Here is a 25,836-nt window from a genome sequence, read left to right on the forward strand (position 1 = left end):
TGAGACGCGATACGGTGTCTGTCGCTGGGCGCCGTCCGCAATCCAAAGGAGCGCCTGCGGCGCACGCCATTATCTGGCGCCTTGGGTCAACCTTTGTCTTTCAGGATCGGGAGAACTGGTTGGGCAGCTCACGCAGCACGTCCGAGGATCCGCGCGCCCGCGCCAGGGTCCAGCCGCCCTGAAGGAGCATGAAGAAAAGTTCGGCATCGCGCCGCGCTTGGTCCGGTGGCGCGCCAAATCCACGCGCGACATGTTCGGCCTCTGTGATCCAACCTTCAAAGATATGATCGGCGGTGTTGCGGAACAGGTCGTTGTTCGGCCCGTCAAAGAGAGCACCCGACACCGGACAGCCATCGGCCATGCCAGAGAGATCAAAGAGCTTTGCCAGCTTGTGGCAGAGCGTTGTCAGACCCGCCTCGAAACTGTCTGCGGGGCTGAACGAGGCCGCCATCAGACGCAACATCTCGTCTGAGGCCCAGGTGGCAGCGGCTATCGCCAGGTCGGACTTCCCGTTTGGAAAGTGGTGGTAGAGTGAGCCTTTGGGGGCGGACGCCTGGTCCAGAAGGTCGTTGAGCCCGACCCCGTTATAGCCGTGACGCCGAAATAGATGCGCGGCAGACCGGATCAACCGGTCCTTGGTCGGCAGCGGAGGGGTATCGGAACGTGACATCACGGCGATCTTGACAGGGTTAGACCAATTGGTCTAGATCTGTAACTGGACCGATTGGTCTAGTGCCGTCAACGATTCCGGATCGCTTTTATGTTGGATACGACCCCGTCTGAATTGATCCGTGTCTCGCCGGTCACCTTCCCAGCTGGCGATGCACAGCTTGGCGGCACTCTTTTTCTTCCTCTGAGCGCGCCGCGCGCCGCGCTTGTGCTGAACGGCGCAACCGGCGTCCCGCAAGGCTATTACCGGCATTTCGCACGCTGGTTGGCCGCCACGCAGGGGATTGCCTGCCTGACTTACGACTATCGCGGGGTCGGGTTGTCGGCTGTGGATGAGGTGCGCGGATGCGATGCAACCATGCTGGACTGGGCGTTGGTCGATCAGCCCGCCGCCCGGGCCGAGATCCGACGTCAGGTGCCCGGCGCGCCGCTTTGGGTTCTGGGGCATTCGCTGGGCGCGATGTTGTTGCCGATGCAGCAGGGCATTGCTGAGATCGAGCGTGTGTTCGCCGTGGCCAGCGGGTATGTTCATTACAGCGATCATCCCTGGCCATATCAGGGGCTGGCGCGGCTCTTTTGGTTTGGTCATGCACCGCTTCTGACCTGGATGCTGGGCTATCTGCCCGGGCGCCGTCTGGGTTTTGGCGAGGATTTACCGTCTGGTGTCTATTGGCAGTGGCGCAGGTGGTGCATCTCGCCCGCCTTCTTTTGGCCCGAAGTCGGGCAGACGATTCCGGCCCCGAATTGGTCGGTCAGCGGCGCCCCGGTCCGGGTTGTGGCGTTTTCCGACGATGTAACCGCCCCAGACATATGCGCGCGGCGCCTAGGGCGCGCCTATGGTGCGGAGGGGCTGACGCATGTCGTGCTGAGCCCAGAGGCGTTTGGCCTCCGCAGCATTGGCCATATCGGCGCGTTCAGCCGCGCGAATACAGCGGTCTGGCCTGCTCTATTGGGGGATGTCGCGGTCTAGGGCTGGGTTTCGGTTAACCCACCATGGAACGGCGCAGATCAATACGACTGCCGACAAAAAGGTAACCCTGCGCTTGGCATAGCATCCAGCATGTATTCGGAGATCGTCCCGACGACAGATCACACGCGCCAGACACATCTTGAGCCAACCGATACGGATCGGGATCGGATTTTTGGCAAACCCTTGGATCATCTGGGTTTCCGAACGGTAAAAGAAGCCACACCGCACCTTGGGACCGGTTTTGACCAGCCCCTTGGCCTCCTGCCCAGATGACGGCATACGACCCGCAAATTCGGCCTCATCCCTCAAGGGTTTGGGAGGCGTCTGAACGAAGGATTTTGGGGTGGTGGAGCCTAGCGGGATCGAACCGCTGACCTCCTGCATGCCATGCAGGCGCTCTCCCAGCTGAGCTAAGGCCCCATCAGACGTGATCGCGACATCACATCGTGCGCCGCTGAATAGGCGCATCATCAAGCGGGATCAAGCAAAAAAAACCCACCCGATCCCGCGTGACTTAGTCTTCGTCTTCGGATGCGACGTCGGCGATTTCGTCCAGCGAAACGTTGTCGTCATCATCATCGTCTTCGAGCAGATCATCATCCAGATCCACATCGACGGCGTCGGCCTCGTCCAACACCGGGTCATCATCGGTATTGGCCTGTTTGGCCTTGGCGGTGGCCGCATCCTCGGCATCTGCGGCGATCATGCGGGTCTTGGTTGAATCCAGCTCGACCACTTCGCCCGTATAGGGGCTTACGATCGGGTTCTTGTTTAGGTCGTAAAAGCGTTTGCCGGTTGTCGGGCACACGCGTTTTACACCCCATTCCTCATTGGGCATATGACGTCCCCTTCAAAATATGCTGAGTCGTGTCGACGATTCCGGTCACGTGCCATATGAAATGGGGCGTGTCAAAGGCTTTGGCACATGATCCACCCCGCCACACGGTTCAGGAGGACATCCATGGGCGCGCATGTCATTCCGGGCGATCCACCGGTTGAGTTGAGCTTGCGCCGATCCGGGCGGGCCCGGCGGATCAGCCTGCGGGTGTCCCGGCTGGATGGGAAGGTTACGCTGACCCTGCCGACAGGTGTCCGAGAGGCCGAAGCCTTGGCCTTTGCCGAAGAGAGATCAGACTGGATCCGCCAGCATTTGAGGGAAATGCCCGCTGTGGTGCAGGTCGGCATTGGTACGGCCCTTCCCGTAGACGGACGGGTGCGCGTGATTTCGAGCGGAACGGGGCGGCGTATCGCGGTATCGCCCGATCGGATCACCGTTCCCGGATCGTCCGAAACCGTGCCCAGACGGCTGGCGGCATTTCTCAAGACGCTGGCCCGTGACCGGCTTGCCGACGCCTCGGACAGCTATGCGGATGTACTTGGACGCAGGTTCGAACGGATCAGCTTGCGCGATACACGGTCGCGCTGGGGGTCATGCTCGTCCCGAGGGACGCTGATGTATTCCTGGCGGCTGATCCTCGCCCCGCCAGAAGTGCTGAGCTATGTTGCGGCGCATGAGGTCGCGCATCTCGCTGAAATGAACCATTCCCCGGCGTATTGGGCGACATTGCGGCGCATTCATGGGCCTTACGATGCGCCGCGCAGATGGTTGCGTGAGAACGGTGGAGACTTGCACAGATATCGCTTTGAGGCTTGACCTGCCGGTCACGTGTGATCACAAATCGGACCATGTTGCTCAACCCCCGTCTGTCCGACACCTCTGCCGCCCATGACCGCGTCTATCGGGTGTTGCGCACCCGTATCATGCATGGCGAGATCGCTCCGGGAGCGGCGCTGACGCTGCGTGGGATCGGCAAGGAGTTCGATGTCTCCATGACCCCCGCCCGCGAGGCGTTGCGGCGTCTTGTGGCCGAAGGCGCGCTTTTCCTGTCGAATTCGGGCCGGGTTTCGACCCCTGAACTGACCAATGAGCGGATCGAGGAGCTGGCCGCCCTTCGCGCTCTGATCGAGGTTGAGCTGGCCAGCCGCGCCTTGCCCCGTGCGCATATCGCGCTGATCGAACGGATGCAGAGCATCAATGCGATCATCGCCGATGCCGTCGCACAGCGCGATGCGGTTACCTATATTCGCACCAATCTGGAGTTCCACCGGACGCTGTATCTGCGCGCGCAGGCACCGGCGATGCTGGCCATGGCCGAGACAGTCTGGCTGCAACTGGGCCCCACGATGCGGTCGCTTTATGGGCGGCTCAGACGGACCGAACCGCCCCAGTTTCACCGGATGATTATCGCGGCGCTCAAAGCAGGGGATGAGCCTGGGCTGAGGCTGGCCGTTCGTTCGGATGTGACACAGGGCCTCAAAATGCTCGCCACCTAAGAGCTGCCCGTCGAAAAAACCTCTATTCGGCATTGCACCTCTGGCCCACACGACCCTATCGTTGCGCGATGAACGGGGAGGATTTCACCATGACCGATTTCACGCGGCGCGGGACGCTGGGGATGTTGGGGGCCGCGGCGACACTGCCGATGCTGGGCGCACCGGCGCTGGCCAATACGAAAATGACCGTGGGCGCGCTGCGCTTCACCAGCCATGCCGCCAGCTTTGTGGCGCTTGAGCGCGGATATTTCGCCGAAGAGGGTCTCGATGTCGAGTTCCGGTTTTTTGAGGCGGCACAACCGATGGCGGTCGCGATTGCCTCGGGCGATGCCGATTACGCGGTCACCGCGATCTCGGGCGGGTTGATCAGCCTCGCGGAGAAGGGCGCGACCAAAGTGATCGGCGGTGCGCTGAGCGAGGAACAAGGCATCGACGGGCAGAAGATCCTTGCGTCCAACGCGGCCTATGAGGCGGGGCTGACATCGCCCGCGATGCTGGATGGCAAAAGCTTTGCGGTCACGCAGCCGGGTTCGTCGTTCCACTATATGGGGTCCAAGATCGCGGCCGCCGAAGGGGTCTCGGTCACTTTCCGGCCCCTGCAAAAGGTGGGTGCGATCATCGGCGCGATGCGCTCGGGCCAGGTTGATGCCTGGTCCATCGTACCGCATATCGCCAAAGGGCTTGCCGGGGCGGACGCGGTCAAGATCATCGGTGATGTGGCGGACTACCTGCCGGGTTATCAGGTCACGACCGTCTTCACCTCAGCCGATAACGCCGCCAACGAACGGGCCAAGACCGATGCGTTCTTGCGCGCGTTTTCCAGAGGGGCGGATGATTTCAACGCGGCATTGGTCGACAGAACCGCCGGGCCTGAGGCTGATGAAGAGATGGTCAAGCTGATCCACAAATATGTCTATACCGATCGGCCCTTTGACAAGGCGGCAGGTCCGATCCGCAGCGGCGCGATGCGCATCAACGCAAACGCCGCGTTGAACTTGGCGTCGGTTCGCGATCAGCTCGGCTGGTTCCAGTCCGAAGGGTTGATCAAGGACAGCATCACCACCGACACACTGGTCGACAGCTCATATGTCGAGATCATGAGCTGAGCGCGCAGGGCCGGGGGAACGCCTCGGCCCGATGCCTGATCCATGGACCTGCGCGCCGATCATATCACCCACCGCTATGGCGACATGACGGTGCTGGAGGACGTATCGCTGGATATTCCGGCGGGCGAGATTCTGTGCATCATAGGCCCCTCTGGCTGTGGCAAATCCACTTTGCTCCGCCTGTTGGGCGGGCTTGAGGAACCGAGCGCGGGACAGGTCTTGCAACTGGGCACGCCGCCGATGGGGTGCCTGAACCCTCTGACATATGTGTTTCAGGACTTTGCTCTGCTGCCCTGGCGCACCGTCGAGGGGAATGTCAGTCTGGTTCTCGAAGATCATAGATTGGAACGGCACGCTGCCGAGGCGATCATCGACGATGTTTTGACACGGACGAAACTTGCCGATTTTCGGCGCGCTCTGCCGCGTCAATTGTCCGGCGGGATGAAACAACGGGTGGCGATTGCCCGTGCGCTTGCCGTGAACCCGGCGGTGATGCTGCTGGATGAACCGCTCTCGGCGCTGGATGCGCAAACGCGCGAGCTGTTGATGGATGATCTGATTACGCTCTGGTCCCGTCAGCCGTTCACGGGTGTGTATGTCACTCATAACCTGGCCGAAGCCGTTCGACTGGGTCACCGGATCGTGGTGCTATCACGGCGTCCGGGCCGTGTCCGCGACGTGATCGAGGTGCCGATGGATTTGACCGACCGCCGCCCCGGAATGGCCGAGCTGGAACGGTTGCAAGCGCAGCTCTGGCAGATGATGCGGGACGAGGCGCTTGCGGCTGATCAGGAGCTGGCCGATGTCTGATGGCACGGCGCGCCCCGTTCGGTTTCGCGGTGGCGGTTTTCGCCCGACCGCGCGGCGCGGCATGGGCGTGATTGTCTTTGTCGTTCTGATCGCCCTGATCGAATGGGGCACGCGGGCGGGATGGATTTCCAACCTCACGCTGCCGCGCCCATCGGATGTGGCAAGGACATTTATCGATCTGTGGAACACCGGATTGCTGTTTCAGCATCTGACACCCTCGATCACCCGGCTGATTGTCGGCGGTTTGATGGGTATTTCCGCCGGGATCGGGATCGGCATTCTGATCGGTCTGTTCAGCTATGCCCGCGCCGGGTTGGTGCCGCTGGTTGCCGCCATATTTCCGATCCCCAAGATCGCGCTGCTGCCGCTTTTCGTGATTTGGTTCGGCATTGATGAGGGGTCGAAATACGCGCTGATCGCGCTGGGCACATTCACGCCCACGATCGTTGCCACCTATGGCGCGGTCGACAATGTGGACAGGACCCTGATCCGCATGGGCCAGAGCTTTGGCCTGAGCTGGTTCTCGATTGTACGCAAGATCGTTTTGCCCGGTGCCTTGCCGGGGATCCTGTCGGGCATGCGGGTCAGCGTGGCCATCGGTATCATCCTGTTGGTCGCCGCCGAAATGCTGGGCGCTGAGTTTGGCGTGGGCGCCTATATCCTTCAGGCCGGTGCGCTCTACGATCTGGAGCGGCTCTTTGCCGGTGTCGTGATCCTGTCGGTGCTGGGTGTCGTGACCAGTTGGATGATCGGCCAAGCCGAAAAGCGGCTGTTGCGTTGGCGCAGCTGACCGTCCTTCGCCGAGACGGCTGAATGCCTGTTGGCTTTTCAATCAGGCCGCAATGCCCTTGGTCCCGATATCAAGGAACTTGCGCCTCCGATCCGCGATCAGTGTCTTGGCCTTCTGGCCGTCCATCTCGGCGAGCATCGCGCCGATGGCCTGTTCAACGGACGCGATCGTCGCGGATTTGGCGCGGTGCGCCCCGCCCAAAGGCTCTTTAATGATCCGATCAATCACACCCAGCGCCTTGAGATCCTGGGCCGTCAGGCGCAGGGCCTCGGCCGCCTCGCGCATCTTTTCCGCATCCTTCCACAGGATCGAGGCGCAGCCTTCGGGGCTGATCACGGAATAGATCGAATGCTCCAGCATCGCAATGCGGTTGGCCGTGGCAAAGGCCACCGCTCCGCCAGACCCACCTTCGCCGATAACCACCGACACCATGGGAACCCCGATTTTCAGGCAGGTTTCGGTCGCGCGCGCAATCGCCTCGGATTGGCCGCGTTCCTCGGCCCCTTTGCCCGGATAGGCGCCGGGTGTGTCGACAAGCGTGATGACCGGCAGGCCGAACTTGTCCGCCATTTCCATCAACCGCACGGCTTTGCGGTATCCTTCGGGACGGGCCATCCCGAAATTCCGTTCGATCCGCGATTTGGTGTCAGACCCCTTTTCATGGCCGATCACCATCACCGGCCGATCCTCAAACCGTGCCAGCCCGCCCATCACCGCGTGATCGTCGGCAAAGTTTCTGTCCCCGGACAAGGGCGTATATTCGGCAAAAAGCGCGCCGATGTAGTCTTTGCAATGGGGCCGCTCGGGGTGCCGCGCCACTTGGCATTTACGCCAGGGCGTCAGATCCTTGTAGAGATCCTCAAGCAGCTTTTCGGCCTTGGCATCCAGCGCCTTTGCCTCGGTCTCGACATCCATTTCGTCGTTTTGACGGGCCAGCGCGCGCAGCTCTTCGGCCTTGCCTTCGATCTCGGCCAGCGGTTTTTCGAAATCCAGATATTGTATCATGGCATCTGCCCTTTACCTGCCGCCTATATGGCTGGTGGAGGGGGTATATGCAATGGGAACGCGTGGCGCCAAAGCCCGGCTCTAGGGCCAAAGCACCGGGTAAAGCGACATCACGAGCAGTACCGCCATCGTCCAGTTGAACAGCGTCAGCCGACGCGGGCTTTGCAAGAGGCGCGCCATCTGTTGTCCCAGAACGGTCCACGAGCCGACCGAGGGTAGGTTGATCGCGCCAAAGATCAGGCCAACAAGCAGGATCGCTTCCATCGTGCGGTCGGGCGTGTAGGCGGTGATGGCCGTCAGCGCCATGGTCCAGGCCTTGGGATTGACCCATTGAAAGGCCGCCGCCTGACCAAAGGTCATCGGGCGCCCCTGCGCGCCGCCAGGCCGAATGGGGGACGCGGTGGCGATTTTCCACGCGAGGTAAAGGAGATAGGTGACGCTGACAATTTTCAGAGCCGTATAGCTGACAGGGTAGACGTCAAAGATCTGGATCAGCCCTGCGCCCACCAAGAACACCATCACGACAAATCCCAGCGCGACACCCAGCATATGCGGGATTGTGCGCCGAAATCCAAAATTGGCCCCAGACGCCATCAGCATCAGATTGTTCGGCCCCGGTGTGATCGAGGAGACAAAAGCAAAGGCAGCAAGGGCAAGGAGAAGGTCATATGTCATAGGCGCCAAACTGACGCGTCCTTTGCACGATGTGGTTGTGTTGTTGCGCGTGGGAGCCTAGATTTCGCAATCTATGCTAAAAAATGATAACATAACCGAAAAAATATTGCAGACGCTGTCAAAAGACGGCCGGATCAGCAACCTGGAGTTGGCTGGCCGGGTCGGGCTATCCCCCTCAGCCTGTCTGCGCCGGGTGCAGGAGCTGGAACGCTCCGGTGTCATCACCGGGTATCGGGCGGTTGTGAACCCTGCCGCGCGGGGCATCGGGTTTGTGGCCTATGTCGGCGTCGGGCTAAGGGAGCATTCAAAGGCCGCGCAAGAGGGGTTTGAGCGCACCATCGCGCGCGCACCGGAGGTTGTGGAATGTCACAACGTCACCGGTACGATCGAGTACATGCTGCGCGTGGAATGTATTGATCTAGCGGCCTACAAGACTTTTCACACCGACGTTCTGGGTACTGTTCCGCATGTGATTGCAATCACCTCCTATGTGGTGATGGGCTCCCCCAAGGATGCGCGCGCATAACCAATCGTCCTGACCTTTCAGCGCGCAGGTTGCAACCGGGCGGGACGGCTAGCGCGTCGACATCAAAAGGGCAGCCTTGTCGAACAGAACATCCCGTTTTGCTGCGGTCAGATGTGTTGGTGGATCTGGCTCGGGATGCCTTTTTCTTGAGATCCGCCAGTGGCCCCGCTGTTTGCGCGCGGGTTTCTTGGACAGCGACGGTTTGGTGCGGGTCGCGGGATCGGCCCCCAATTGGGTCAGAAGGACTTCCATCTCTTTATAGGAAGACACGCGGCGCACGCTGACATTGACCCCCACTCTCAGTAGCAGACCGCCGGGCAGATTGAACCCCTCTCCGGCGATGGCATGCTCCAAATCATCCACCAGCGCGCTGCGGCGTTGCATTTCGATCGCCGTCAACGGCACGACAATCCTGTGGTCGGTTGTCAGTCCGATCAAAGGCGTTTCTCCAAGCACCTTATTGACCCGCAACAGCAACCCACCCAGCATCATGTTTGACAAACGTTCGCCCCATTGGCGGATGAGCCATGGCTGATGCTGCACGCGGATTACGGCCAGGCCCGCGATCTGGCCGGGCGGGGCAGCGGCCATTTGCAACCCAAGATCCCGGGCAAAGCAGCCCCAGGTGAGGAATCCCGTGTCCGGATCGGTTGTTCCTGCGTCCCTTAACTTGCTTTCGTACAGGATCATTCGACGCTCACGCTCGATAATCCAGGCGGTCAACGGTACGACCAGCATGTTCAGCGTAACGATGGGGATTGCCGCTTCCCTATAGAACCAAAGGAAGGCCTGAACCGGTAGGATTGTCGCGGCCAGAATGTGAAGAGACATCATGACGCCCAGGCCCAGCATCATGAGAAGGCCGCGTCTTGCATATGCGATTGTCAGGTGATGCCAAAGTCGGCCCATGCCCGCAGCAATCAGCATCGCCAGAATACCGGAGGTGGCGCCGGTGCCCCCCGCATACATCCGACCGCAAATGGCGAGGATCAGGCAGGACCCAAGCCCCCAGCGCCCCAGGAACGCACCAGCCAAGGCGACGGGCACATTGCGCATGTCGATCAGAACGCCGTCCCAAGCCGAGAGCGGATTGTGCATCTCAAGAAAAGAGGCCAGACCGAACATAAGGCCCAGAATGATCTGGGCCGTATGGCCGCTTGCGATCTGGCGATGGACGGCGCCATAGGCCACGGACAGCACGACAATAATCGACAAGGACCCGATAAAATCCGTCAGATTTTGTAGCAAAAGCGCCATTCCAAGCCTCCCATCGCGTGATGAAAGACTAGGAACGGAGAGTTAATCGGGTCTTGCCAAATCCCTGACCAATAGAGTTTTCAGTATTTTAGCGGGCTGGCGTCAGGCTCCGTCGTGGATCATTTCAAACTGACGGACGATCACCTCGGCCTGCTTGATCGACGCGATATCGACTAGGCGCCCTTTGTAGACGGTGGCGCCTTCGCCCTTGGCTTTTGCCTCCTCCATCGCGGTGAGGATCTCACGCGCTTCGGCCACTGCCTCGTCCGAGGGGGTGAACACCTCGTTTGACAGGGCCACCTGCTTGGGGTGGATCGCCCATTTCCCGACCATGCCCAATGTCGCCGAGCGGCGCGCCTGGGCACGGAACCCGTCGTCATCCGAGAAATCGCCGAACGGGCCGTCCACCGGCAGCACACCATGGGTCCGACAGGCCGCAACGATGGCTGCCTGGGCCCAGTGCCACGGGTCGGACCAGTGCTTTTGGCCCTCGTGGATCATATAGTAGTTCTCTTGCGTTCCACCGATCCCGGTGGTGGCCATGCCCATGGAGGCCGCGAAATCGGCCGCTCCGAGGCTCATCGCTTCGAGCCTTGGCGAGGCCGCGGCGATCTCTTCGACATGTGCGATGCCTGCGGCGGATTCGATGATCACCTCGAAGGCGATGGGTTTCTTGCGGCCTTTGGCGGATTCGATGGCCGTCACCAGCGCGTCGACAGCGTAGAGATCCGCGGCGCAGCCCACCTTGGGGATCATGATCTGATCGAGCCGCTCGGGGGCCTGTTCCAGAAGATCCACCACATCGCGATACCAGTACGGCGTGTCGAGGCCGTTGATCCGAACGCTGAGTGTCTTGGTGCCCCAATCCACGTCGCCGATCGCCTCGATCACATTCTTGCGCGCGCTGTCCTTGTCGGAGGGCGCGACGGAGTCTTCGAGATCGATATTGATCACATCCGCCGCCGACCCTGCCATCTTTTCGAAGATCGCGGGGCGGGAGCCCGGGCCGAACAGCTGGCAGCGATTGGGGCGGGCAGGTGGCGTTGGTTGCAGACGGAAGCTCATGGGGCGGATGTCTCCGGTAATAATATTGCGCTCATTCTGGTGGCTGCTGGTATTAAATTGCGCGCTTCCGCGCAAGGCTGATTCCGCAAGTGCAGCATGATCGCGCCGCATCACCGAGAGCCTTGGCGGGATTCGTCGGTTGCCATCACACGATGCACAATTCTTCGTCAATTTTGCAAATATGCGGGAGAAAATTGTGTCACTTTGCCTGGACGGCGCCGAATACGCGACATCCTTGGGGCTGATTTCGCTATGATCTGCGCAAGTCTTTCAGGGAGATGGAGCATGATCGAGACCCCGTATCTTTTGTTTCTGGGCGATGCGCCGGATCAGCTGGCCGCGAAGGTGGCGCAAGGGATCAAGGACTGGCGCCCCGAAAATGCCGTGGGCCAGTTTCGGCTGCCTGGCTGCGGGGCCGATGTTGGCCTGACCGACATGAGCTTGCAGCAGGGCCTCGATGCCGGGGCGCGCACGCTTGTGATTGGTGTGGCCAATCGCGGGGGGGTGATCAGCCAGGACTGGAAAGATGTCCTGATCCAGGCGTTGGAGATGGGGTATGATCTGGCCTCGGGCCTGCACAACCTGTTGCGCGAAGAGCGGGATCTGACCTCGGCCGCGCAGATGCATGGCGGCACTTTGCACGATGTGCGCGTGCCGACGGACGCGTATCCTATTGCCAATGGCAGGAAACGGTCCGGTAAGCGTGTTCTGGCCGTGGGCACCGATTGCAGTGTCGGCAAGATGTATACCGCGCTGGCGCTCGACGAGGCGATGCGCAAGCGGGGCATGAAATCGACCTTTCGCGCGACCGGGCAGACGGGTATTCTGATCACCGGGCATGGGGTGCCTTTGGATGCGGTGATCGCGGATTTCATGGCGGGCGCGGTGGAATATCTGACCCCCGAAAACGCCGCGGATCATTGGGACATAATCGAAGGGCAGGGCAGCCTTTTCCACGTGTCCTATTCGGGTGTAACGATGGCGTTGATCCATGGCGGGCAGCCGGACGCCCTGATCCTGTGTCACGAGCCGACCCGAGAGACGATGCGGGGCTTGCCGGAATATGGGCTGCCGACCCTGGAGCAGGTGCGCGATACGGCTTTGCCGCTGGCCAGGATCCCAAACCCGGCCTGTGAAGTGATCGGTGTGTCGATCAACACGCAGCATATGAGCGACGCCGAGGCGGAACGCTATCTGGCGGAGGTCGAGGCGCGATTGGCCCTGCCGAGTGTTGATCCTTTCCGGCAGGGCGCGGATCGGCTGGCTGAGGCGCTTGCAGCGCTCTGACCCGGCTTTCTGCCCCGCGGCGGGCGGCATGTGTTCGTATTTGAAGCGAGAAGAAGGGCAGGGTGCGATGATGATCAGCGTGACACGGGATGTGTTCCGGCTGGCCCAGGTGTTTACGATTGCGCGCGGCTCGCGGACCGAGGCCAAGGTGCTGACCGTGCGGGTGGAGGCCGACGGGGTGACGGGCTGGGGCGAATGTGTGCCCTATGCGCGATATGATGAGACGCTGGAGAGCGTTGAGGCGCAGATCCAAAGTTTGCCCGACAGTGTGACGCGCAGCGCATTGCAGGATGTCTTGCCGCCAGGGGCGGCGCGGAATGCGGTGGATTGCGCATTGTGGGATTGGGAGGCCAAGCGTGCGGGCGTTCGCGCCTGGGATCTGGCGGTGCTGCGACCTCCGGGGCCTGAGATCACCGCCTATACGCTGTCGCTGGATACGCCTGAAAAGATGCGAATGCAGGCAGCCCAGAACGCGCACCGCCCTCTGCTCAAGATCAAGCTCGGCACAGCCGATGACATGGGACGTTTGGAGGCGGTACGCGCGGGCGCACCCGATGCCCGGATCATTGTGGATGCCAATGAAGGATGGAGTGCCGAAATCTACGCCGATCTTGCTCCGCACCTCGTGCGTTTGGGGGTGCAGATGGTTGAGCAGCCTTTACCGGCGGGCGCGGACGCCATGCTGGGCGAAATTGCGCGCCCCTTGCCCGTTTGTGCGGATGAAAGCTGCCATGATCGCGCGTCCTTGCCAGCGTTGAAGGGCAAGTACGACATGGTCAACATCAAGCTCGACAAGGCCGGCGGATTGACAGAGGCGCTGGCTTTGCGTGCAGCAGCCCTGGCCGAGGGGTATGCGATTATGATGGGCTGCATGGTCGGCTCGTCCCTGGCAATGGCGCCGGCGGTTCTGGTGGCGCAGGGTGCGGCGGTGGTGGACCTTGACGGGCCGCTCCTTCTCGCCGAAGACCGCGCGGTACCACTGGTCTTTGACGCGGCGGGCGTGCATCCGCCCGATGCCGCTCTTTGGGGATAGGAGAGACACCCATGCGCACTGTTTATGTCAATGGCGATTATCTGCCGGAAACCGAGGCGAAGGTTTCGGTTTTTGACCGTGGATTTCTGATGGCGGACGGCGTCTATGAAGTGACCAGCGTGTTGGGTGGCAAGCTGGTCGACTTTGATGGTCACGCCGTGCGGCTGGAGCGGTCGCTGAGTGAGCTCGACATGGCCTGTCCCATCAGCAAGGAGGATCTGCTGGACGTACACCGGGAGCTGGTGCGGCTGAATGATCTTGATGAAGGATTGATCTATTTGCAGATCACGCGCGGGGCGCCGAAAGATCGCGATTTCGCCTTTCCCGATCCAAAGACGACGCCCTGCACGGTGGTCCTTTTTAGCCAGTCCAAGCCCGGGCTGTCCGATAGCCCAGCGGCGAAGACAGGTATAAAGGTGATCAGTATCGACGACATCCGCTGGGGGCGGCGCGATATCAAGACGGTGCAGCTGCTCTACCCGTCGATGGGCAAGATGATGGCCAAGAAGGCCGGAGCCGATGATGCCTGGATGGTACAGGATGGATTCGTGACCGAAGGGACTTCGAACAACGCCTATATCGTGAAGGGCAACAAGATTATCACGCGGGTGCTGTCGACCGATATTCTGCATGGGATCACACGGGCCGCAGTCTTGCGGTTCGCGCGTGAGGCGCAGATGGAGGTTGAGGAGCGCAACTTTACCATCGACGAGGCGAAAGAGGCCGATGAAGCGTTCATCACCTCGGCTTCGACATTCGTGATGCCGGTGGTGGAGATTGACGGGGTCGCTTTGGGAGACGGAACGCCCGGTCGGGTGGCACCGCGTCTGCGCGAGATTTATCTGGATGAGAGCCGGAAGGCTGCGGTTTGACTGACCGCCCGTTCCGGTCGGCAGTCTCCTGTACGGCCTGGTAGCGGATGCTCGGGCAAGAGATCGGAGCGTCGAGGCGGTTGGCCCGGATCAGAGCCGGGTCGTCGCCCTCGCAAATGTGACATCAGAGGCGCCGTTGATGCATCTGGCCCCGGTGCAGGCCGCGAAGTCAGTGGTTGGCCGGAGACTGTCGGTTATGGAATGCTCACGCTCTCGGTGCTGCCAGGCACAGCTTGTGATGCGCTGCCAGCGATCCAAGGGAGGGAGGCGCGCGTAGACCTTGGTTTTGTTCGATTGCGTCTCGCCGAGCCGATGCCCGCGAAACGCGCTTTGGCCGATGATGTCTGTGCTGGAGTCCACGGGCAGCTCACCCTGCCTCCGGGCCATTTTCTGACACAGAAAATGGGGGCGCCCAGGGCCGAGGGCGCGCCAGAAACTGAGTCAGTTTCTGACCATATTCTGTGTCAGAATATGGTGCGATCAAACTCGTCTTTTTGCATCTAGCCGGTCAAGAAAGGCATCGGCGTCCCGCAACACTGTTTCCCGTCTATCTTGATCCATCCGGTCCCAGGTGCGGTACATGTTGCCCATGCGCGGATTCTCGGCAAACTGGTCACGGTGCCTATTCAGAAAATGCCAGTACAGCAGATTGAACGGGCACGCGCCTTCGCCTGTCTTGGCGCTTACTGAATAGGTGCAGTTCTTACAGTAGTCCGACATCCGATTGATATAGGCGCCGGAGGAGACATAGGGTTTGGATGCGATGATCCCGCCATCTGCAAACTGGCTCATCCCGACGGTATTGGGAGCTTCCACCCACTCAAACGCATCCGCATAGACCGCAAGATACCATTCATGCACCTGACGGGGGTCGATCCCGGCGAGCAGCGCGAAATTGCCCGTTACCATCAGGCGCTGGATATGGTGGGCATAGGCCTCCTCCCGCGTCTGTTCCACCGCGCGGGACATGCAGCGCATATCTGTCTCTTTCCCCCAGTAAAGGTCAGGCAGATCCCGGTTGTGGCCTAACGTATTGCGGGTGACATAATCAGAACCTTCCTGGAAATAGATCCCGCGCACATATTCGCGCCAGCCGATGATCTGGCGGATAAAGCCTTCGACCGCATTCAGGGGCGCTGCCCCCGTCTTCCAGGCGTCTTCTGCAGCCTGGCACAGCTCCAGCGGGGACAACAGACCCGCGTTGAGGTAAGGCGAGATCACCGCGTGATAGAGAAACCGGTTCGTGTCCAGCATCGCGTCCTGATAATCGCCGAACCGGGGCAGGGCGTATTTGACAAAATGCTTGAATGCGCGCTTGGCTTGCCCGTGATCGGTGGCAAAATGGAACGGGCGGAGGGTGCCGAAGGTATCGCCAAACCGGGCCTCGACAAGGTCGAGCACCTCCGCCACCGTCTCATCGGGCGTGAACCGCATCGGACCGGAATGGGTGACATCATCGGGGGCAGGTTTGCGATTGTCGTGATCGTAATTCCATGTGCCGCCCGCCGGTTGGTCGCCGTCCATCAAAAGCCCGGTTTTCCGGCGCATATCGCGATAGAAATACTCCATCCGCAGCTGTTTGCGCCCATCTGCCCAGCGTTCGAACTCTGCATGCGAGGCGATGAACCGGTCATCTTCGAGCATCCGCAGCTTGAATGGTGCATGTTTGAGCGTCTCGATCAGGCGCCATTCGCCCGGCTCGGTCGCGATCACCTCACCGGCGCCGGTTTCTTCCGCACGTCGCAGCAGTTCGCCGGCGATGGAGCCGGTGTTCTGGGTGTCGTCAAGCTGGGTGTACCGCACTTGCCAGCCATCCTCTTGCAGCGCCTTTGCGAACTTGCGCATGGCGGCGAAGAGAAACGCGATCTTCTTGGGGTGGTGCGGCACATAGGTCGCTTCGTCCGCGACCTCGGCCATAACAACGAAATCCTGTTCTGGATCCGCCTCTCCCAGGGCGCTCAGTTCAGGTGAAAGCTGGTCGCCCAATACCAGGATCAGCCGGCCTACCATGGAACCGGTTTCCCGGCCCAGTCAAAGAACTGGCCCGTCTCGGCCGGGGTCAGACCGTCCATCACGCGGGTCAGGTTCTGAGCCGCCTCCGATGCCGGGACGGCCGGGTGGCGGCCCAGATATTTCGCAGTGAAGGGGGTTGCGACCGTGCCGGGGTGGAGGGCGACACAGATCGCCTCCTTGTGGGTGCGCGCCAGTTCAATCGCGGCGGTACGCACGATCTGGTTCACGGCGGCCTTGGCACTGCGATAGCTGATCCAGCCACCGATCCGGTTATCCCCGATCGAGCCGACACGGGCCGAGAGCACCGCGAACACGCTGCGCCCTTTGCGCGGCAGGAGCTGGTGGGCACGCGCCAACACCAGCGCCGGACCGACAGCGTTCAGCCGGAATTGATCCATCATCTCATTAGCTTGAACAGCTTTGATTGACTTTTCCGGCGCCGCGCCGCCGATCTCCAAAGCGCCGGTGGCGACGATCACCCGTTCGAATGGTCCCAGCCCATCCAGGTGCTCTGCAAGGCTTGTCTGATCCGTGATGTCGACCCCGTCCTGGCTGCGCGACAGGGGTGTGACCTCTTCCCCTCGGGCCTGTGCAACCTGCACCAAGGCGTGTCCGATCCCGCCTGATGCCCCGATGATCAATGTCTGTACCATGCAGGCAGAGTTAGACGCGCGCGGCGCGGCGTCAATCGCGCGGCGTGATCGGCAAAAGAGACTTTTCATTTGTTCCGAGCGGGGTATAGTCACCGCCATGACACGCATGACCTCTCATTTCCCTCTTTCCGCCCTGCGCGGTGCCGGTCTGCGTGGCCTGCTGCTCCTAATGCGCCTCTGAGCGTGCCATCCGGCGCGCCCGCTCAGAGGGAACCGCATGCGCGCCACATGGCCCAAGGAACAGACGAAAAAGAGACCCGATATGACTGACAAGACTGCAAGAGATCGCGTCGTGATCTTTGACACCACATTGCGCGATGGCGAACAAAGCCCGGGCGCGACCATGACCCATTCCGAAAAGCTGGAGATTGCCGAACTCCTCGATGAGATGGGCGTGGACATCATCGAGGCGGGATTTCCCATCGCCTCCGAAGGAGATTTCGCCGCTGTTTCCGAGATCGCGGAGCGGTCGAAAAACGCAGTGATCTGTGGGCTTGCGCGCGCGCAGATCGGCGATATCGACCGCTGTTGGGAGGCAATCAAGAACGCGGCCAAGCCGCGTATTCACACCTTCATCGGCACCTCGCCGCTGCACCGGGCGATTCCGAACCTGACGCGTGATGAGATGGCCGACCGGATCCACGAGACCGTCAGCCACGCGCGCAACCTGTGTGACAATGTGCAGTGGTCACCGATGGATGCGACCCGCACCGAATGGGATTACCTGGCCCGCGTGGTCGAGATCGCGATCAAGGCCGGTGCCACCACGATCAACATCCCCGATACCGTGGGCTATACCGCCCCTGCGGAAAGCGCGGATCTGATCCGTCGCCTGATTGCCGAAGTTCCTGGGGCCGGGGATGTGGTCTTTGCCACCCATTGCCACAACGATCTCGGGATGGCGACGGCCAATGCGCTCGCGGCCGTCGACGGCGGCGCCCGCCAGATCGAATGCACGATCAACGGTCTGGGGGAGCGGGCGGGCAATACCGCACTCGAAGAAGTGGTGATGGCGCTGAAGGTGCGGGGCGATATCATGCCCTATCAAACGGGTATCGACACCAGAAAGATTATGCATATCTCGCGCCGTGTCGCCACGGTGTCGGGCTTTCCGGTGCAGTTCAACAAGGCCATCGTGGGCAAGAATGCCTTCGCTCATGAAAGCGGTATCCACCAGGATGGCATGCTGAAGAACGCCGAAACCTTTGAGATCATGCGGCCCGAGGATGTGGGTATCGCGGGCACCTCGTTGCCGCTGGGCAAGCATTCCGGGCGCGCAGCGCTGCGTGCCAAGCTCGCCGATCTGGGCCATGAGGTGGGGGATAACCAGCTCAAGGATATCTTCGTGCGGTTCAAGGAGTTGGCCGATCGCAAGAAAGAAGTCTATGACGACGATATTGTGGCGCTGATCTCGGCCACTGGGGATGCCGATACCGACCGCTTGCAGATCGTGTCGCTGAAAGTGGTCTGCGGGACAGGCGGGCCAGCAGAGGCAACGCTGGAGATGGACATCGACGGGGCGGAGGCGATGGCCACAGCCCAGGGCGATGGCCCGGTGGATGCAACCTTCAAGGCGGTTCGCGCGCTGCACCCCAACGAGGCGCGGTTGCAGCTTTATCAGGTGAATGCGGTCACCGAAGGCACCGATGCTCAGGCGACCGTGTCGGTCCGGCTGGAGGAAGATGGCGTGATCGCCACCGGGCAGTCGGCCAATACCGATACGGTCGTGGCCTCCGCTCAGGCCTATGTCAGCGCACTGAACCGTCTGCTGGTGCGGCGTGAGAAAGTCGGCCCAGGCGCCGATGCGCGCGAGATTTCCTACAAGGAATTGTCCTAGCTCTCAGGGCAGCAGCACCGCGGCGCCTTGCAGGTGCCCGGTGCGCACGTCGTCCAACGCCTGATTGGCCCGATCCAGCGGATAGGCCGTTGTTTCGGTCTTGACCTGTGCTTGCTCGGCCAATGGAAAGAACGCCTCGCCATCCGCGCGTGTCAGGTTTGCGACGGATACGATCTGCCGTTCCTGCCAGAGATCGGCATAGGGAAAGGCGGGAATGTCGCTCATGTGGATGCCGCCACAGACGACGATCCCGCCTTTGCGTAGGTCTTTGAGCGCTTTGGGCACAAGCGATCCGATCGGGGCAAAGATGAGTGCCGCGTCCAGAGCGACAGGGGACGGGGCCGACGATCCACCGGCCCAGACGGCCCCCAATGCGCGCGCGAAGTCCTGTGCCTGCGTATCGCCATCACGGGTGAAGGCGTAGATATCGCGCCCTTGCCAGCGCGCGATCTGAGCCAGGATATGGGCGGCAGCTCCGAAGCCGTAGATGCCCAGCCGCCGAGCCGTGCCTGCCTTGGTCAGAGAGCGGTACCCGATTAACCCCGCACAGAGCAGCGGCGCTTGCGAGACCGGATCGCCCCGAGGCAGCGGGAAAACGAAATCCGTATGCGCGATGCAGTATTCCGCATAGCCGCCGTTGATCGTGTAACCGGTGAATAGGGGCAGATCGCAGAGGTTCTCCTGCGCGCTTTGGCAAAACGCACAGGTCCCGCACGTGTGGCCCAGCCAGGGCACGCCGACGCGCGTTCCGATTGGCAGACCCAAAACATCGGTGCCAAGAGCCGCGATCTCGCCCACGACTTCATGACCCGGGATCAGCGGCAGCGCGGGCTCTGTCAGCTCTCCGTCAAGAATGTGCAGATCTGTCCGGCAGACGCCGCAGGCCAGAACCCGGATCAGGACCTGGCCTGCCTGTGGTCGGGGTATGTGGACGCGTTTGGAGACAAGCCTTTGGCCCGCACGCTCCAGCACCATCGCCCGCATCTGGTCTGATCCGCTCATATGCACCTCTCCGCTTGGACTCTAGACAGGGCAGGCGGCGGCGCATTGAGGTGTATCAACCCTGATTTTTGGTGACGTTTTCTTCAAATGCGACTTTGAAGTCGGCCTGCTTTTCGGTGCTGGCCTCTGTCTGGTGGTTGGCTTTCCAATCCGCCATGGACATCCCGTAAAAAAGCTCGCGGGCCTCGTCCTTGCCCATCTCAATGCCTCTTTCATTGGCGGCCTCCTGATACCAACGGCTCAGGCAATTTCGGCAGAAGCCGGTCAGGTTCATCATGTCGATGTTTTGCACGTCGATGCGGTCCTGCATCAGGTGCTGGCGCAGACGGCGAAAGGCGGCGGCTTCCAATTCAATCTGGGTTTGGTCGTCCATGGTCGTTCCCTTCATTGTTTGAAGAGGATGTAGGGAGCGAATGGTCCTGTGTCACGGGTGCATTTTTTGACACAAAAAATGTCCAGAAAATGAACGCATTTTCTGCGCCCTGCCGATCTGTCGACAGGGCAATTTCTGCAACAGAAATTGGCCAGAAACTGTGTCAGTTTCTGATCACACGCCGGATTGGGCCAATGCCTGTGCCAATATCGGCGCCAGCCGCGCCGCCCAATGCCGCTGGCCCTCATCATCGGCGATCAGATCGTTGCGCAGTTCGATCAGCACATTGGGCCGTCCCAGGCGCAAGGCATGGCGATCAATCGCATCGCCAGGCAGATGGCCCGAATAGGGTGCATTATCCCCAACGCACAGGTCACCTTCGGCTTTCAGCAGATCAATCAGCGGTCGTGCCAGCCGGTCATCCTGTGCATAGAGCACACCAACCTCCCAGGGTCGCGGATCTCGCCCACGCAACTGCCGGGTATAACTGTGCACCGACACGACCACGCTGTGGGGGAGCGCGGTCATCCGGTCAAGCTGCGCGTCGTACGGGCGATAGCACATCTCCATCCGCCGCTCGATCTCTGCGGTATCGGCATGGCGATTGGCCGGGATGATGGACCCATCGTACAGCTTCATCAACAAGGTTGGATCATCCGCGCCCCGGTTCGGATCGATCACCAGGCGTGAGAAATTGGCGGCCAGAACAGGCGCACTCAGCAGGACGCCCAGTTCCTGCGCCACGCCATAGGCGCCCACATCATATGCGATGTGGCGCTCCATATCGGTGCGATGCAGCCCCAGATCGCCGCCAGCGATATCCGGCGGCACGGCGTTGGTGGCGTGATCGCAGGTCACCAGCCAGCGGCCAGGCCGGGTTTCCCCGTGGAGGTAGAAGGGTGTGTATGTCATGGATATGTCATTGTCTTGCCCGCAGGTTTAGGCGAGTTGTTCGGGAATGGGAATTGGTCGATAACCAAGAAAACACGTGTTTGCGATAACAACGCCCACAGTCGAAAAAGCGAGCCTTCTGAATGCGCCGAACGAGAAACGTCAAGATCGTGGCCACGCTTGGCCCTGCGTCTGAAACCTATGAAATGATCCGTGCCCTGCACGAGGCCGGTGCCGATGTGTTCCGGCTGAACATGTCCCATGGCACCCATGAAGAGATTGAGGCCAAGCACAGGATCATCCGCCAGGTCGAGGAGGATCTCGACAGTCCCATCGCGATCCTTGCCGATCTGCAAGGCCCCAAGCTGCGTGTGGGGATCTTTGCCGATGAGGCTGTCGATTTGGAGGAAGGTGCCGCGTTCCGTCTGGATCTGGACCCTGCGGAGGGAGATGGATCTCGCGTCTGCTTGCCTCACCCAGAGATCTTTGCCGCACTTGAGCAGGGATCCCATCTTCTGGTCAATGACGGCAAGATTCGCTTGCAGGTAACGGCCTGTGGCACGGATTTCGCCGATTGCACCGTGGTGACCGGTGGTACCATCTCCAACCGCAAGGGCGTGAACGTGCCGGATGTGATCCTGCCCCTGGCCGCGCTGAGCGAGAAGGACCGTGCCGATCTGGAGTTTGCCTGCACGCTGGGTGTGGATTGGCTGGCACTGTCGTTTGTGCAGCGTCCTGAGGACGTGACCGAAGGACGTGCATTGGCCCGGGGCCGTGCCGCAATTCTCTCCAAGATCGAAAAGCCCTCGGCGGTGGACCGGTTCGACGATATTCTGGCGGTTAGCGATGGGATCATGGTCGCTCGGGGTGATCTTGGTGTCGAACTGCCAGTGCAGGCCGTCCCGCCGATCCAGAAGCGCCTGACCCGGAAATGCCGCGCCGCGGCCAAGCCGGTGATCGTCGCCACACAAATGCTGGAGAGCATGATCGAAAGCCCGATGCCGACAAGGGCCGAGGTCTCGGATGTTGCCACTGCCATCTATGAGGGGACCGACGCCATTATGCTCAGCGCCGAAAGCGCTGCGGGCCACTATCCCGTCGAAGCGGTGCAGACCATGGACAAGGTCGCGACCGAGGTGGAAGCCGATCCGACCTACACCCAGATCATCGCAGCCTCCCGCTCGGTCCGGGGCGACACCATTGCCCACGCCATCGTCGCAGCCGCCCGCGAAATCGCGGAGACCACGGATATCAAGGCGATCTGCTGTTTCACCCAGTCGGGCGCCACGGCCTTGCTGACCGCACGGGAACGGCCTGGCGTGCCGATCATCGCGATGACCTCCCAGCGCGAAACAGCGCGGAGACTGTCGCTGAGCTGGGGGTGCAACTGCGTGATGACCGGCCAGCTTAAGCGGTTCAAGATGGCCGTCGTCAGCGCAGCGCGCGCCGCACGCGACCGCGGCTTTGCCACCGCGTCCGATCAGATCGTGGTGACCGCTGGTGTGCCCTTCAACGTGCAGGGCACCACCAACATCCTGCGTGTGGCCCCCTGTGACGAGCGTTTGATTTTTGCGACAGATCCGGAATAACCTCAACCGATACTGTTTGCGGTGACCGGAGGGACGGGACGGGATGGACGCGGATCTTGCTCTGATCCTGGGGATGGTCCTGGGTTGCTTTGCCCTGGTCGGCATGTGGAGCGCGATCACCGATGGCCGCGGCCCCCGCGCCTCGGCCATAACCGTGCTGATCGCGGGGGGCCTGATTGTGTATGCTCTGACAACCACGCCGGACGGGTACACCATGGCCCAGATACCGGATGTGTTTTTCAGCGTGCTGGCGCGCTTTCTGCCCTGATTTCGCTCTTGCCTTGTGCGGACATCTTGCGTAAATGGCCGCTTCTGACTGCGCGACCGGCCAATGTGGCATGCCGAGTCGCGCCTGACACCGACCCAATGTTGAGGAGACGGAAATGCCCAAGATGAAGACCAAATCGAGCGCCAAGAAGCGCTTTAAGGTGACGGCCACCGGCAAGGTTATGGCCGGTCAGGCCGGCAAACGCCACGGCATGATCAAACGGACCCGGAAATTCATCCGCGACGCGCGCGGCATCACCACGCTCAGCGCTCCTGATGCCAAAATCGTCAAGGGCTATATGCCCTACGACCGTTGATAGGAGGCTGCACAGATGTCCCGCGTTAAAGGTGGAACCACAACTCACGCCCGTCACAAGAAAGTCGTCAAGGCCGCAAAAGGCTTTTACGGTCGTCGCAAGAACACCTTCAAGGTGGCCAAGCAGGCCGTCGACAAGGCCAACCAATACGCCACACGCGACCGCCGCACGCGCAAGCGGAATTTCCGCGCGCTGTGGATCCAGCGGATCAATGCCGCGGTGCGCAGCCATGACGAGGCGCTGACATATTCGCGCTTTATCAATGGTTTGTCGCTGGCCGGGATCGAGGTGGACCGCAAGGTTCTGGCCGATCTGGCCGTGCATGAGCCCGAAGCGTTCGGTGCCATTGTCGAGCAGGCCAAAGGCGCGCTGAGCGCGTAAATACCCGGCCGACGTCGTGCTGAGAGCCGCCCCATTGAAGGCGGCTTTCTTGCATTTTTTGGGCGGTATCGCCACCTCGGTTGCAGGTTTTCTTTGCAATTGGCGCGAGCCAAGGGCATTGCGTGATGCGGCTGCAATCGCCTTAGGTCATCCGCTACGGTCAAGGCAGCGCTCAACCCGATAGGTGTTGTAGCGTTTCGTGCCCTGTCAGGACGCGGCGGCTGACGCCCGGAAAACCTCCACCGGCATCGACGAGAAGGCCGACACAAATGGCCACGCCTTGCAAGACGGTTGCCAAATTCAGAACTGTTTCCTAGAATTGGCAAAAGATCTACATCAACAAGGGAGGGCACGCGCTGAGCATGCGTATCATACGCCGACTTCAGCATGGACCCCGTCTTGCCCTGCGAATCCGTTTGCAGGGCTGACCCGAGCATAACCTCATCCTCGGTCTGCCCATAGCCGCATTGCGGCAATACTCTTGTTGACCCGAGGATCCAATGACAATCATCAGTCTGAATGCTGTGGGCGTGACCCTTAGCAAGCCGCTTTTTTCACAACTCAATCTGACAATATCCAAAGGTGACCGCATTGGATTGGTTGCCCCGAACGGGCGTGGAAAATCCACGCTGCTGGCCTGTTTGGCGGGGGTGTTTGACCCCACTTCAGGAGTGGTCATGCGAGCACGCGGATTGCGTGTGGGATACGTCAAGCAGCACCTCCCCCAAGAGGCGCTGGAGCGTTCTCTCTACGATTGGGTGTTGGCAGCGCTTCCGGTTGAGCAGGCGGAATACGAGGGCTGGCGTGTGGATGTCGTTTTGGATGATCTCAAGGTGCCGTATGATTTGCAGCACAGGCACCTCAGCAAACTCAGTGGCGGATGGCAACGTAGCGCGATGCTGGCGGCCGCTTGGGTCAATGATCCTGATCTTCTTTTGCTGGATGAGCCGACCAACCATCTGGACCTGCACCGAATCGCATTGCTTCAGGGCTGGGTGGGGGCGTTGCCACGGGATGTGCCGGTGGTCATGATCTCCCATGATCGGGCGTTTCTGGACGCCACAACAAATCGTACGCTGTTTCTGCGGCCTGAGCGTTCTCATGTATTCCAGCTTCCTTTCTCCGCGGCACGTGCGGCGCTTGATGCCGCAGATGCTGCCGATGAACGGCGCTTTGCCAATGAGCTGAACAAGGCTCAACAGCTGCGCAGACAGGCTGCCAAGCTTAAGAATGTCGGGATCAATTCAGGCTCTGACCTTTTGTTGACCAAGACCAAGCAATTGACCGAGCGAGCCGCAAAACTCGAGGCTGCCGCCAAACCAGCCCATCACGACCGAAGCGCGGGCGATATCAGGCTGTCCAACAGTGGAACACACGCCAAAGCTTTGATCACATTGGATGATATTGCCGTGCGCGCGCCAGATGACCGATTGCTCTATAAGACAGGGCGGAAGTGGATTTCCCAAGGTGACCGCATTGTTCTTTTGGGGGCGAACGGTACAGGAAAAACGATACTTGTCGAGATGATACAGCGCGCGCTTACCGGTGTGGATGAGACGGTGAGATATGCGCCCTCAATCGTATCGGCCTATTCGGACCAGCATCTGAGCCAGCTTTCCGACTCAGAGACCCCGTTGAAGGCTGTGACAGCGCAATTCGATATCGGTGATCAGCGCGCGCGCGGGGTTCTGGCCGCCGCGGGCGTCAGTATCCAGATGCAAGACACGCGGATCGGGGCTCTGTCAGGAGGGCAAAAGGCCCGACTGGCAATGCTGATCTTGCGTCTCAGAAACCCGAACTTCTATCTACTGGATGAGCCGACCAACCATTTGGATATCGAAGGACAGGAAGCGTTGGAGGAGGAATTGATCGCGCATCGGGTGTCTTGCCTATTGGTGAGCCACGACCGGAGCTTTCTGAGAAATGTGGGCAACAGATTCTGGTGGATTAAGGGCAAAAAGCTTGAGGAGGTAGAAAGCCCTGAAGCCTTTTTGATCGAAGAGATGAGCGCAAAGTAGGCAGAAGATCGTACTGGAAGGTCAAATGAACTCTTTCTTGTGGCATCATCACATAGGGTTCGAGGTTGCGGTGCGGGACATCGGCTATCCATAGGT

Annotated in this window: 27 protein-coding genes and 1 tRNA gene; 16 read left to right on the plus strand and 12 right to left on the minus strand. The window is 60.7% G+C overall.

What is annotated here, in order from left to right:
- Positions 1-100: 100 nt before the first annotated feature.
- Complete coding sequence (locus tag HEP69_RS05770; RefSeq protein WP_290557610.1) at positions 101-670, minus strand: TetR/AcrR family transcriptional regulator; 570 nt, start codon at positions 668-670, stop codon at positions 101-103.
- Positions 671-760: 90 nt separating this feature from the next.
- Here HEP69_RS05770 and HEP69_RS05775 point away from each other — a divergent pair, with 90 nt between their 5' ends.
- Positions 761-1,639: an alpha/beta hydrolase gene (locus HEP69_RS05775; RefSeq protein WP_290557611.1), complete on the plus strand. Its 879-nt coding sequence runs from the start codon at positions 761-763 to the stop codon at positions 1,637-1,639.
- A 344-nt stretch (positions 1,640-1,983) separates the two neighbouring features.
- Here the strand turns inward: HEP69_RS05775 and HEP69_RS05780 are convergent.
- Both HEP69_RS05780 and HEP69_RS05785 read right to left on the minus strand, forming a co-directional pair.
- A tRNA-Ala gene (locus tag HEP69_RS05780) sits at positions 1,984-2,059 on the minus strand.
- Positions 2,060-2,153: 94 nt separating this feature from the next.
- Positions 2,154-2,477, minus strand: coding sequence for a TIGR02300 family protein (locus tag HEP69_RS05785; RefSeq protein ID WP_290557612.1), 324 nt, complete (start codon positions 2,475-2,477; stop codon positions 2,154-2,156).
- A gap of 123 nt (positions 2,478-2,600) precedes the next feature.
- Here HEP69_RS05785 and HEP69_RS05790 point away from each other — a divergent pair, with 123 nt between their 5' ends.
- The 5 genes from HEP69_RS05790 (at position 2,601) to HEP69_RS05810 (ending at position 6,679) form a co-directional block, all read left to right on the plus strand.
- Complete coding sequence (locus HEP69_RS05790) at positions 2,601-3,293, plus strand: SprT family zinc-dependent metalloprotease (RefSeq protein WP_290557613.1); 693 nt, start codon at positions 2,601-2,603, stop codon at positions 3,291-3,293.
- A 32-nt stretch (positions 3,294-3,325) separates the two neighbouring features.
- The gene (locus HEP69_RS05795) at positions 3,326-3,973 is read left to right on the plus strand and encodes a GntR family transcriptional regulator (protein WP_290557614.1); all 648 of its coding nucleotides are present in this window, start codon (positions 3,326-3,328) and stop codon (positions 3,971-3,973) included.
- An 89-nt stretch (positions 3,974-4,062) separates the two neighbouring features.
- Positions 4,063-5,079, plus strand: a complete 1,017-nt coding sequence (locus HEP69_RS05800) for an ABC transporter substrate-binding protein (protein WP_290557615.1) — start codon at positions 4,063-4,065, stop codon at positions 5,077-5,079.
- A 42-nt stretch (positions 5,080-5,121) separates the two neighbouring features.
- Positions 5,122-5,889 carry an ABC transporter ATP-binding protein gene (locus HEP69_RS05805; protein WP_290557616.1) on the plus strand — a complete coding sequence of 256 codons (768 nt, stop codon included), beginning with the start codon at positions 5,122-5,124 and terminating at the stop codon, positions 5,887-5,889.
- The gene (locus tag HEP69_RS05810) at positions 5,882-6,679 is read left to right on the plus strand and encodes an ABC transporter permease (RefSeq protein ID WP_290557617.1); all 798 of its coding nucleotides are present in this window, start codon (positions 5,882-5,884) and stop codon (positions 6,677-6,679) included. Before HEP69_RS05805 ends, HEP69_RS05810 begins: the two co-directional genes overlap by 8 nt.
- A 42-nt stretch (positions 6,680-6,721) precedes the next feature.
- Here HEP69_RS05810 and HEP69_RS05815 read toward each other — a convergent pair whose 3' ends face one another.
- Together HEP69_RS05815 and HEP69_RS05820 are read right to left on the minus strand one after the other, a co-directional pair.
- Positions 6,722-7,684 carry an acetyl-CoA carboxylase carboxyltransferase subunit alpha gene (locus tag HEP69_RS05815; RefSeq protein WP_290557618.1) on the minus strand — a complete coding sequence of 321 codons (963 nt, stop codon included), beginning with the start codon at positions 7,682-7,684 and terminating at the stop codon, positions 6,722-6,724.
- A gap of 81 nt (positions 7,685-7,765) precedes the next feature.
- Positions 7,766-8,359 carry a LysE family translocator gene (locus HEP69_RS05820; protein WP_290557657.1) on the minus strand — a complete coding sequence of 198 codons (594 nt, stop codon included), beginning with the start codon at positions 8,357-8,359 and terminating at the stop codon, positions 7,766-7,768.
- 73 nt (positions 8,360-8,432) lie between these two features.
- Here HEP69_RS05820 and HEP69_RS05825 point away from each other — a divergent pair, with 73 nt between their 5' ends.
- The gene (locus HEP69_RS05825; protein WP_290557619.1) at positions 8,433-8,885 is read left to right on the plus strand and encodes an Lrp/AsnC family transcriptional regulator; all 453 of its coding nucleotides are present in this window, start codon (positions 8,433-8,435) and stop codon (positions 8,883-8,885) included.
- A gap of 48 nt (positions 8,886-8,933) precedes the next feature.
- Here the strand turns inward: HEP69_RS05825 and HEP69_RS05830 are convergent, their stop codons facing one another.
- Positions 8,934-10,142 carry a LytS/YhcK type 5TM receptor domain-containing protein gene (locus HEP69_RS05830; protein ID WP_290557620.1) on the minus strand — a complete coding sequence of 403 codons (1,209 nt, stop codon included), beginning with the start codon at positions 10,140-10,142 and terminating at the stop codon, positions 8,934-8,936.
- A 102-nt stretch (positions 10,143-10,244) separates the two neighbouring features.
- Positions 10,245-11,207, minus strand: a complete 963-nt coding sequence (locus HEP69_RS05835; RefSeq protein ID WP_290557621.1) for an L-malyl-CoA/beta-methylmalyl-CoA lyase — start codon at positions 11,205-11,207, stop codon at positions 10,245-10,247.
- A 285-nt stretch (positions 11,208-11,492) separates the two neighbouring features.
- Between HEP69_RS05835 and dgcN the strand changes: the two genes are divergently transcribed.
- From dgcN to HEP69_RS05850, 3 genes are all read left to right on the plus strand, one after another.
- The gene (gene dgcN / locus HEP69_RS05840) at positions 11,493-12,494 is read left to right on the plus strand and encodes an N-acetyltransferase DgcN (protein WP_290557622.1); all 1,002 of its coding nucleotides are present in this window, start codon (positions 11,493-11,495) and stop codon (positions 12,492-12,494) included.
- A 67-nt stretch (positions 12,495-12,561) separates the two neighbouring features.
- Positions 12,562-13,527, plus strand: a complete 966-nt coding sequence (gene dgcA, locus HEP69_RS05845; RefSeq protein ID WP_290557623.1) for an N-acetyl-D-Glu racemase DgcA — start codon at positions 12,562-12,564, stop codon at positions 13,525-13,527.
- An 11-nt stretch (positions 13,528-13,538) separates the two neighbouring features.
- Positions 13,539-14,399, plus strand: coding sequence for a D-amino-acid transaminase (locus HEP69_RS05850; protein WP_290557624.1), 861 nt, complete (start codon positions 13,539-13,541; stop codon positions 14,397-14,399).
- A 480-nt stretch (positions 14,400-14,879) separates the two neighbouring features.
- Here the strand turns inward: HEP69_RS05850 and HEP69_RS05855 are convergent, their stop codons facing one another.
- Entirely contained in the window at positions 14,880-16,409 is a 1,530-nt protein-coding gene (locus HEP69_RS05855) for a cryptochrome/photolyase family protein (protein WP_290557625.1), read from the minus strand.
- Positions 16,403-17,065, minus strand: coding sequence for an SDR family NAD(P)-dependent oxidoreductase (locus HEP69_RS05860; RefSeq protein ID WP_290557626.1), 663 nt, complete (start codon positions 17,063-17,065; stop codon positions 16,403-16,405). The genes HEP69_RS05855 and HEP69_RS05860 overlap by 7 nt, the downstream gene beginning before the upstream one ends.
- Positions 17,066-17,327: 262 nt before the next feature.
- On the opposite strand from HEP69_RS05860, the gene HEP69_RS05865 reads away from it, so the two are divergent.
- Positions 17,328-18,902 carry a 2-isopropylmalate synthase gene (locus HEP69_RS05865; RefSeq protein ID WP_290557627.1) on the plus strand — a complete coding sequence of 525 codons (1,575 nt, stop codon included), beginning with the start codon at positions 17,328-17,330 and terminating at the stop codon, positions 18,900-18,902.
- Positions 18,903-18,905: 3 nt separating this feature from the next.
- Here the strand turns inward: HEP69_RS05865 and HEP69_RS05870 are convergent, their stop codons facing one another.
- The 3 genes from HEP69_RS05870 to HEP69_RS05880 all read right to left on the minus strand — a co-directional run bounded on the left by HEP69_RS05870 (position 18,906) and on the right by HEP69_RS05880 (position 21,189).
- The gene (locus tag HEP69_RS05870; RefSeq protein ID WP_290557628.1) at positions 18,906-19,904 is read right to left on the minus strand and encodes a zinc-dependent alcohol dehydrogenase family protein; all 999 of its coding nucleotides are present in this window, start codon (positions 19,902-19,904) and stop codon (positions 18,906-18,908) included.
- Positions 19,905-19,959: 55 nt separating this feature from the next.
- Positions 19,960-20,277 (minus strand): DUF1244 domain-containing protein, encoded by a 318-nt coding sequence (locus HEP69_RS05875; RefSeq protein ID WP_290557629.1) that lies wholly within the window; start codon positions 20,275-20,277, stop codon positions 19,960-19,962.
- A 174-nt stretch (positions 20,278-20,451) separates the two neighbouring features.
- The gene (locus tag HEP69_RS05880) at positions 20,452-21,189 is read right to left on the minus strand and encodes an N-formylglutamate amidohydrolase (protein WP_290557630.1); all 738 of its coding nucleotides are present in this window, start codon (positions 21,187-21,189) and stop codon (positions 20,452-20,454) included.
- Positions 21,190-21,311: 122 nt separating this feature from the next.
- On the opposite strand from HEP69_RS05880, the gene pyk reads away from it, so the two are divergent.
- The 5 genes from pyk (at position 21,312) to HEP69_RS05905 (ending at position 25,740) form a co-directional block, all read left to right on the plus strand.
- A complete protein-coding gene (pyk, locus tag HEP69_RS05885) occupies positions 21,312-22,757 on the plus strand; it encodes a pyruvate kinase (RefSeq protein ID WP_290557631.1) in 1,446 nt (481 codons plus the stop codon).
- Positions 22,758-22,800: 43 nt separating this feature from the next.
- Complete coding sequence (locus tag HEP69_RS05890; protein WP_290557632.1) at positions 22,801-23,025, plus strand: hypothetical protein; 225 nt, start codon at positions 22,801-22,803, stop codon at positions 23,023-23,025.
- A 115-nt stretch (positions 23,026-23,140) separates the two neighbouring features.
- Entirely contained in the window at positions 23,141-23,341 is a 201-nt protein-coding gene (rpmI, locus tag HEP69_RS05895; protein ID WP_290557633.1) for a 50S ribosomal protein L35, read from the plus strand.
- 15 nt (positions 23,342-23,356) lie between these two features.
- Positions 23,357-23,722 carry a 50S ribosomal protein L20 gene (gene rplT / locus HEP69_RS05900; protein WP_290557634.1) on the plus strand — a complete coding sequence of 122 codons (366 nt, stop codon included), beginning with the start codon at positions 23,357-23,359 and terminating at the stop codon, positions 23,720-23,722.
- Between the two features lie 500 nt (positions 23,723-24,222).
- Complete coding sequence (locus HEP69_RS05905; protein WP_290557635.1) at positions 24,223-25,740, plus strand: ABC-F family ATP-binding cassette domain-containing protein; 1,518 nt, start codon at positions 24,223-24,225, stop codon at positions 25,738-25,740.
- Positions 25,741-25,836: the final 96 nt, after the last annotated feature.

It is taken from the genome of Aestuariivita sp., from assembly GCF_021404545.1.
In the GTDB taxonomy this organism is placed as follows: Bacteria; Pseudomonadota; Alphaproteobacteria; order Rhodobacterales; family Rhodobacteraceae; genus Aestuariivita.

Bases quoted from the DNA above. Each gene is read 5' to 3' on its own strand.
- dgcA (WP_290557623.1), top strand. From the start codon at position 12,562: ATGATGATCAGCGTGACACGGGATGTGTTCCGGCTGGCCCAGGTGTTT.
- rpmI (WP_290557633.1), top strand. From the start codon at position 23,141: ATGCCCAAGATGAAGACCAAATCGAGCGCCAAGAAGCGCTTTAAGGTG.
- dgcN (WP_290557622.1), top strand. From the start codon at position 11,493: ATGATCGAGACCCCGTATCTTTTGTTTCTGGGCGATGCGCCGGATCAG.
- HEP69_RS05875 (WP_290557629.1), bottom strand. From the start codon at position 20,277: ATGGACGACCAAACCCAGATTGAATTGGAAGCCGCCGCCTTTCGCCGT.
- HEP69_RS05890 (WP_290557632.1), top strand. From the start codon at position 22,801: ATGGACGCGGATCTTGCTCTGATCCTGGGGATGGTCCTGGGTTGCTTT.
- HEP69_RS05775 (WP_290557611.1), top strand. From the start codon at position 761: ATGTTGGATACGACCCCGTCTGAATTGATCCGTGTCTCGCCGGTCACC.
- HEP69_RS05790 (WP_290557613.1), top strand. From the start codon at position 2,601: ATGGGCGCGCATGTCATTCCGGGCGATCCACCGGTTGAGTTGAGCTTG.
- HEP69_RS05805 (WP_290557616.1), top strand. From the start codon at position 5,122: ATGGACCTGCGCGCCGATCATATCACCCACCGCTATGGCGACATGACG.
- HEP69_RS05815 (WP_290557618.1), bottom strand. From the start codon at position 7,684: ATGATACAATATCTGGATTTCGAAAAACCGCTGGCCGAGATCGAAGGC.
- HEP69_RS05795 (WP_290557614.1), top strand. From the start codon at position 3,326: ATGTTGCTCAACCCCCGTCTGTCCGACACCTCTGCCGCCCATGACCGC.
- HEP69_RS05865 (WP_290557627.1), top strand. From the start codon at position 17,328: ATGACTGACAAGACTGCAAGAGATCGCGTCGTGATCTTTGACACCACA.
- HEP69_RS05800 (WP_290557615.1), top strand. From the start codon at position 4,063: ATGACCGATTTCACGCGGCGCGGGACGCTGGGGATGTTGGGGGCCGCG.
- HEP69_RS05850 (WP_290557624.1), top strand. From the start codon at position 13,539: ATGCGCACTGTTTATGTCAATGGCGATTATCTGCCGGAAACCGAGGCG.
- HEP69_RS05825 (WP_290557619.1), top strand. From the start codon at position 8,433: ATGCTAAAAAATGATAACATAACCGAAAAAATATTGCAGACGCTGTCA.
- HEP69_RS05820 (WP_290557657.1), bottom strand. From the start codon at position 8,359: ATGACATATGACCTTCTCCTTGCCCTTGCTGCCTTTGCTTTTGTCTCC.
- HEP69_RS05830 (WP_290557620.1), bottom strand. From the start codon at position 10,142: ATGGCGCTTTTGCTACAAAATCTGACGGATTTTATCGGGTCCTTGTCG.
- HEP69_RS05880 (WP_290557630.1), bottom strand. From the start codon at position 21,189: ATGACATACACACCCTTCTACCTCCACGGGGAAACCCGGCCTGGCCGC.
- HEP69_RS05810 (WP_290557617.1), top strand. From the start codon at position 5,882: ATGTCTGATGGCACGGCGCGCCCCGTTCGGTTTCGCGGTGGCGGTTTT.
- HEP69_RS05860 (WP_290557626.1), bottom strand. From the start codon at position 17,065: ATGGTACAGACATTGATCATCGGGGCATCAGGCGGGATCGGACACGCC.
- HEP69_RS05905 (WP_290557635.1), top strand. From the start codon at position 24,223: ATGACAATCATCAGTCTGAATGCTGTGGGCGTGACCCTTAGCAAGCCG.
- HEP69_RS05855 (WP_290557625.1), bottom strand. From the start codon at position 16,409: ATGGTAGGCCGGCTGATCCTGGTATTGGGCGACCAGCTTTCACCTGAA.
- pyk (WP_290557631.1), top strand. From the start codon at position 21,312: ATGCGCCGAACGAGAAACGTCAAGATCGTGGCCACGCTTGGCCCTGCG.
- HEP69_RS05870 (WP_290557628.1), bottom strand. From the start codon at position 19,904: ATGAGCGGATCAGACCAGATGCGGGCGATGGTGCTGGAGCGTGCGGGC.
- HEP69_RS05835 (WP_290557621.1), bottom strand. From the start codon at position 11,207: ATGAGCTTCCGTCTGCAACCAACGCCACCTGCCCGCCCCAATCGCTGC.
- rplT (WP_290557634.1), top strand. From the start codon at position 23,357: ATGTCCCGCGTTAAAGGTGGAACCACAACTCACGCCCGTCACAAGAAA.
- HEP69_RS05785 (WP_290557612.1), bottom strand. From the start codon at position 2,477: ATGCCCAATGAGGAATGGGGTGTAAAACGCGTGTGCCCGACAACCGGC.
- HEP69_RS05770 (WP_290557610.1), bottom strand. From the start codon at position 670: ATGTCACGTTCCGATACCCCTCCGCTGCCGACCAAGGACCGGTTGATC.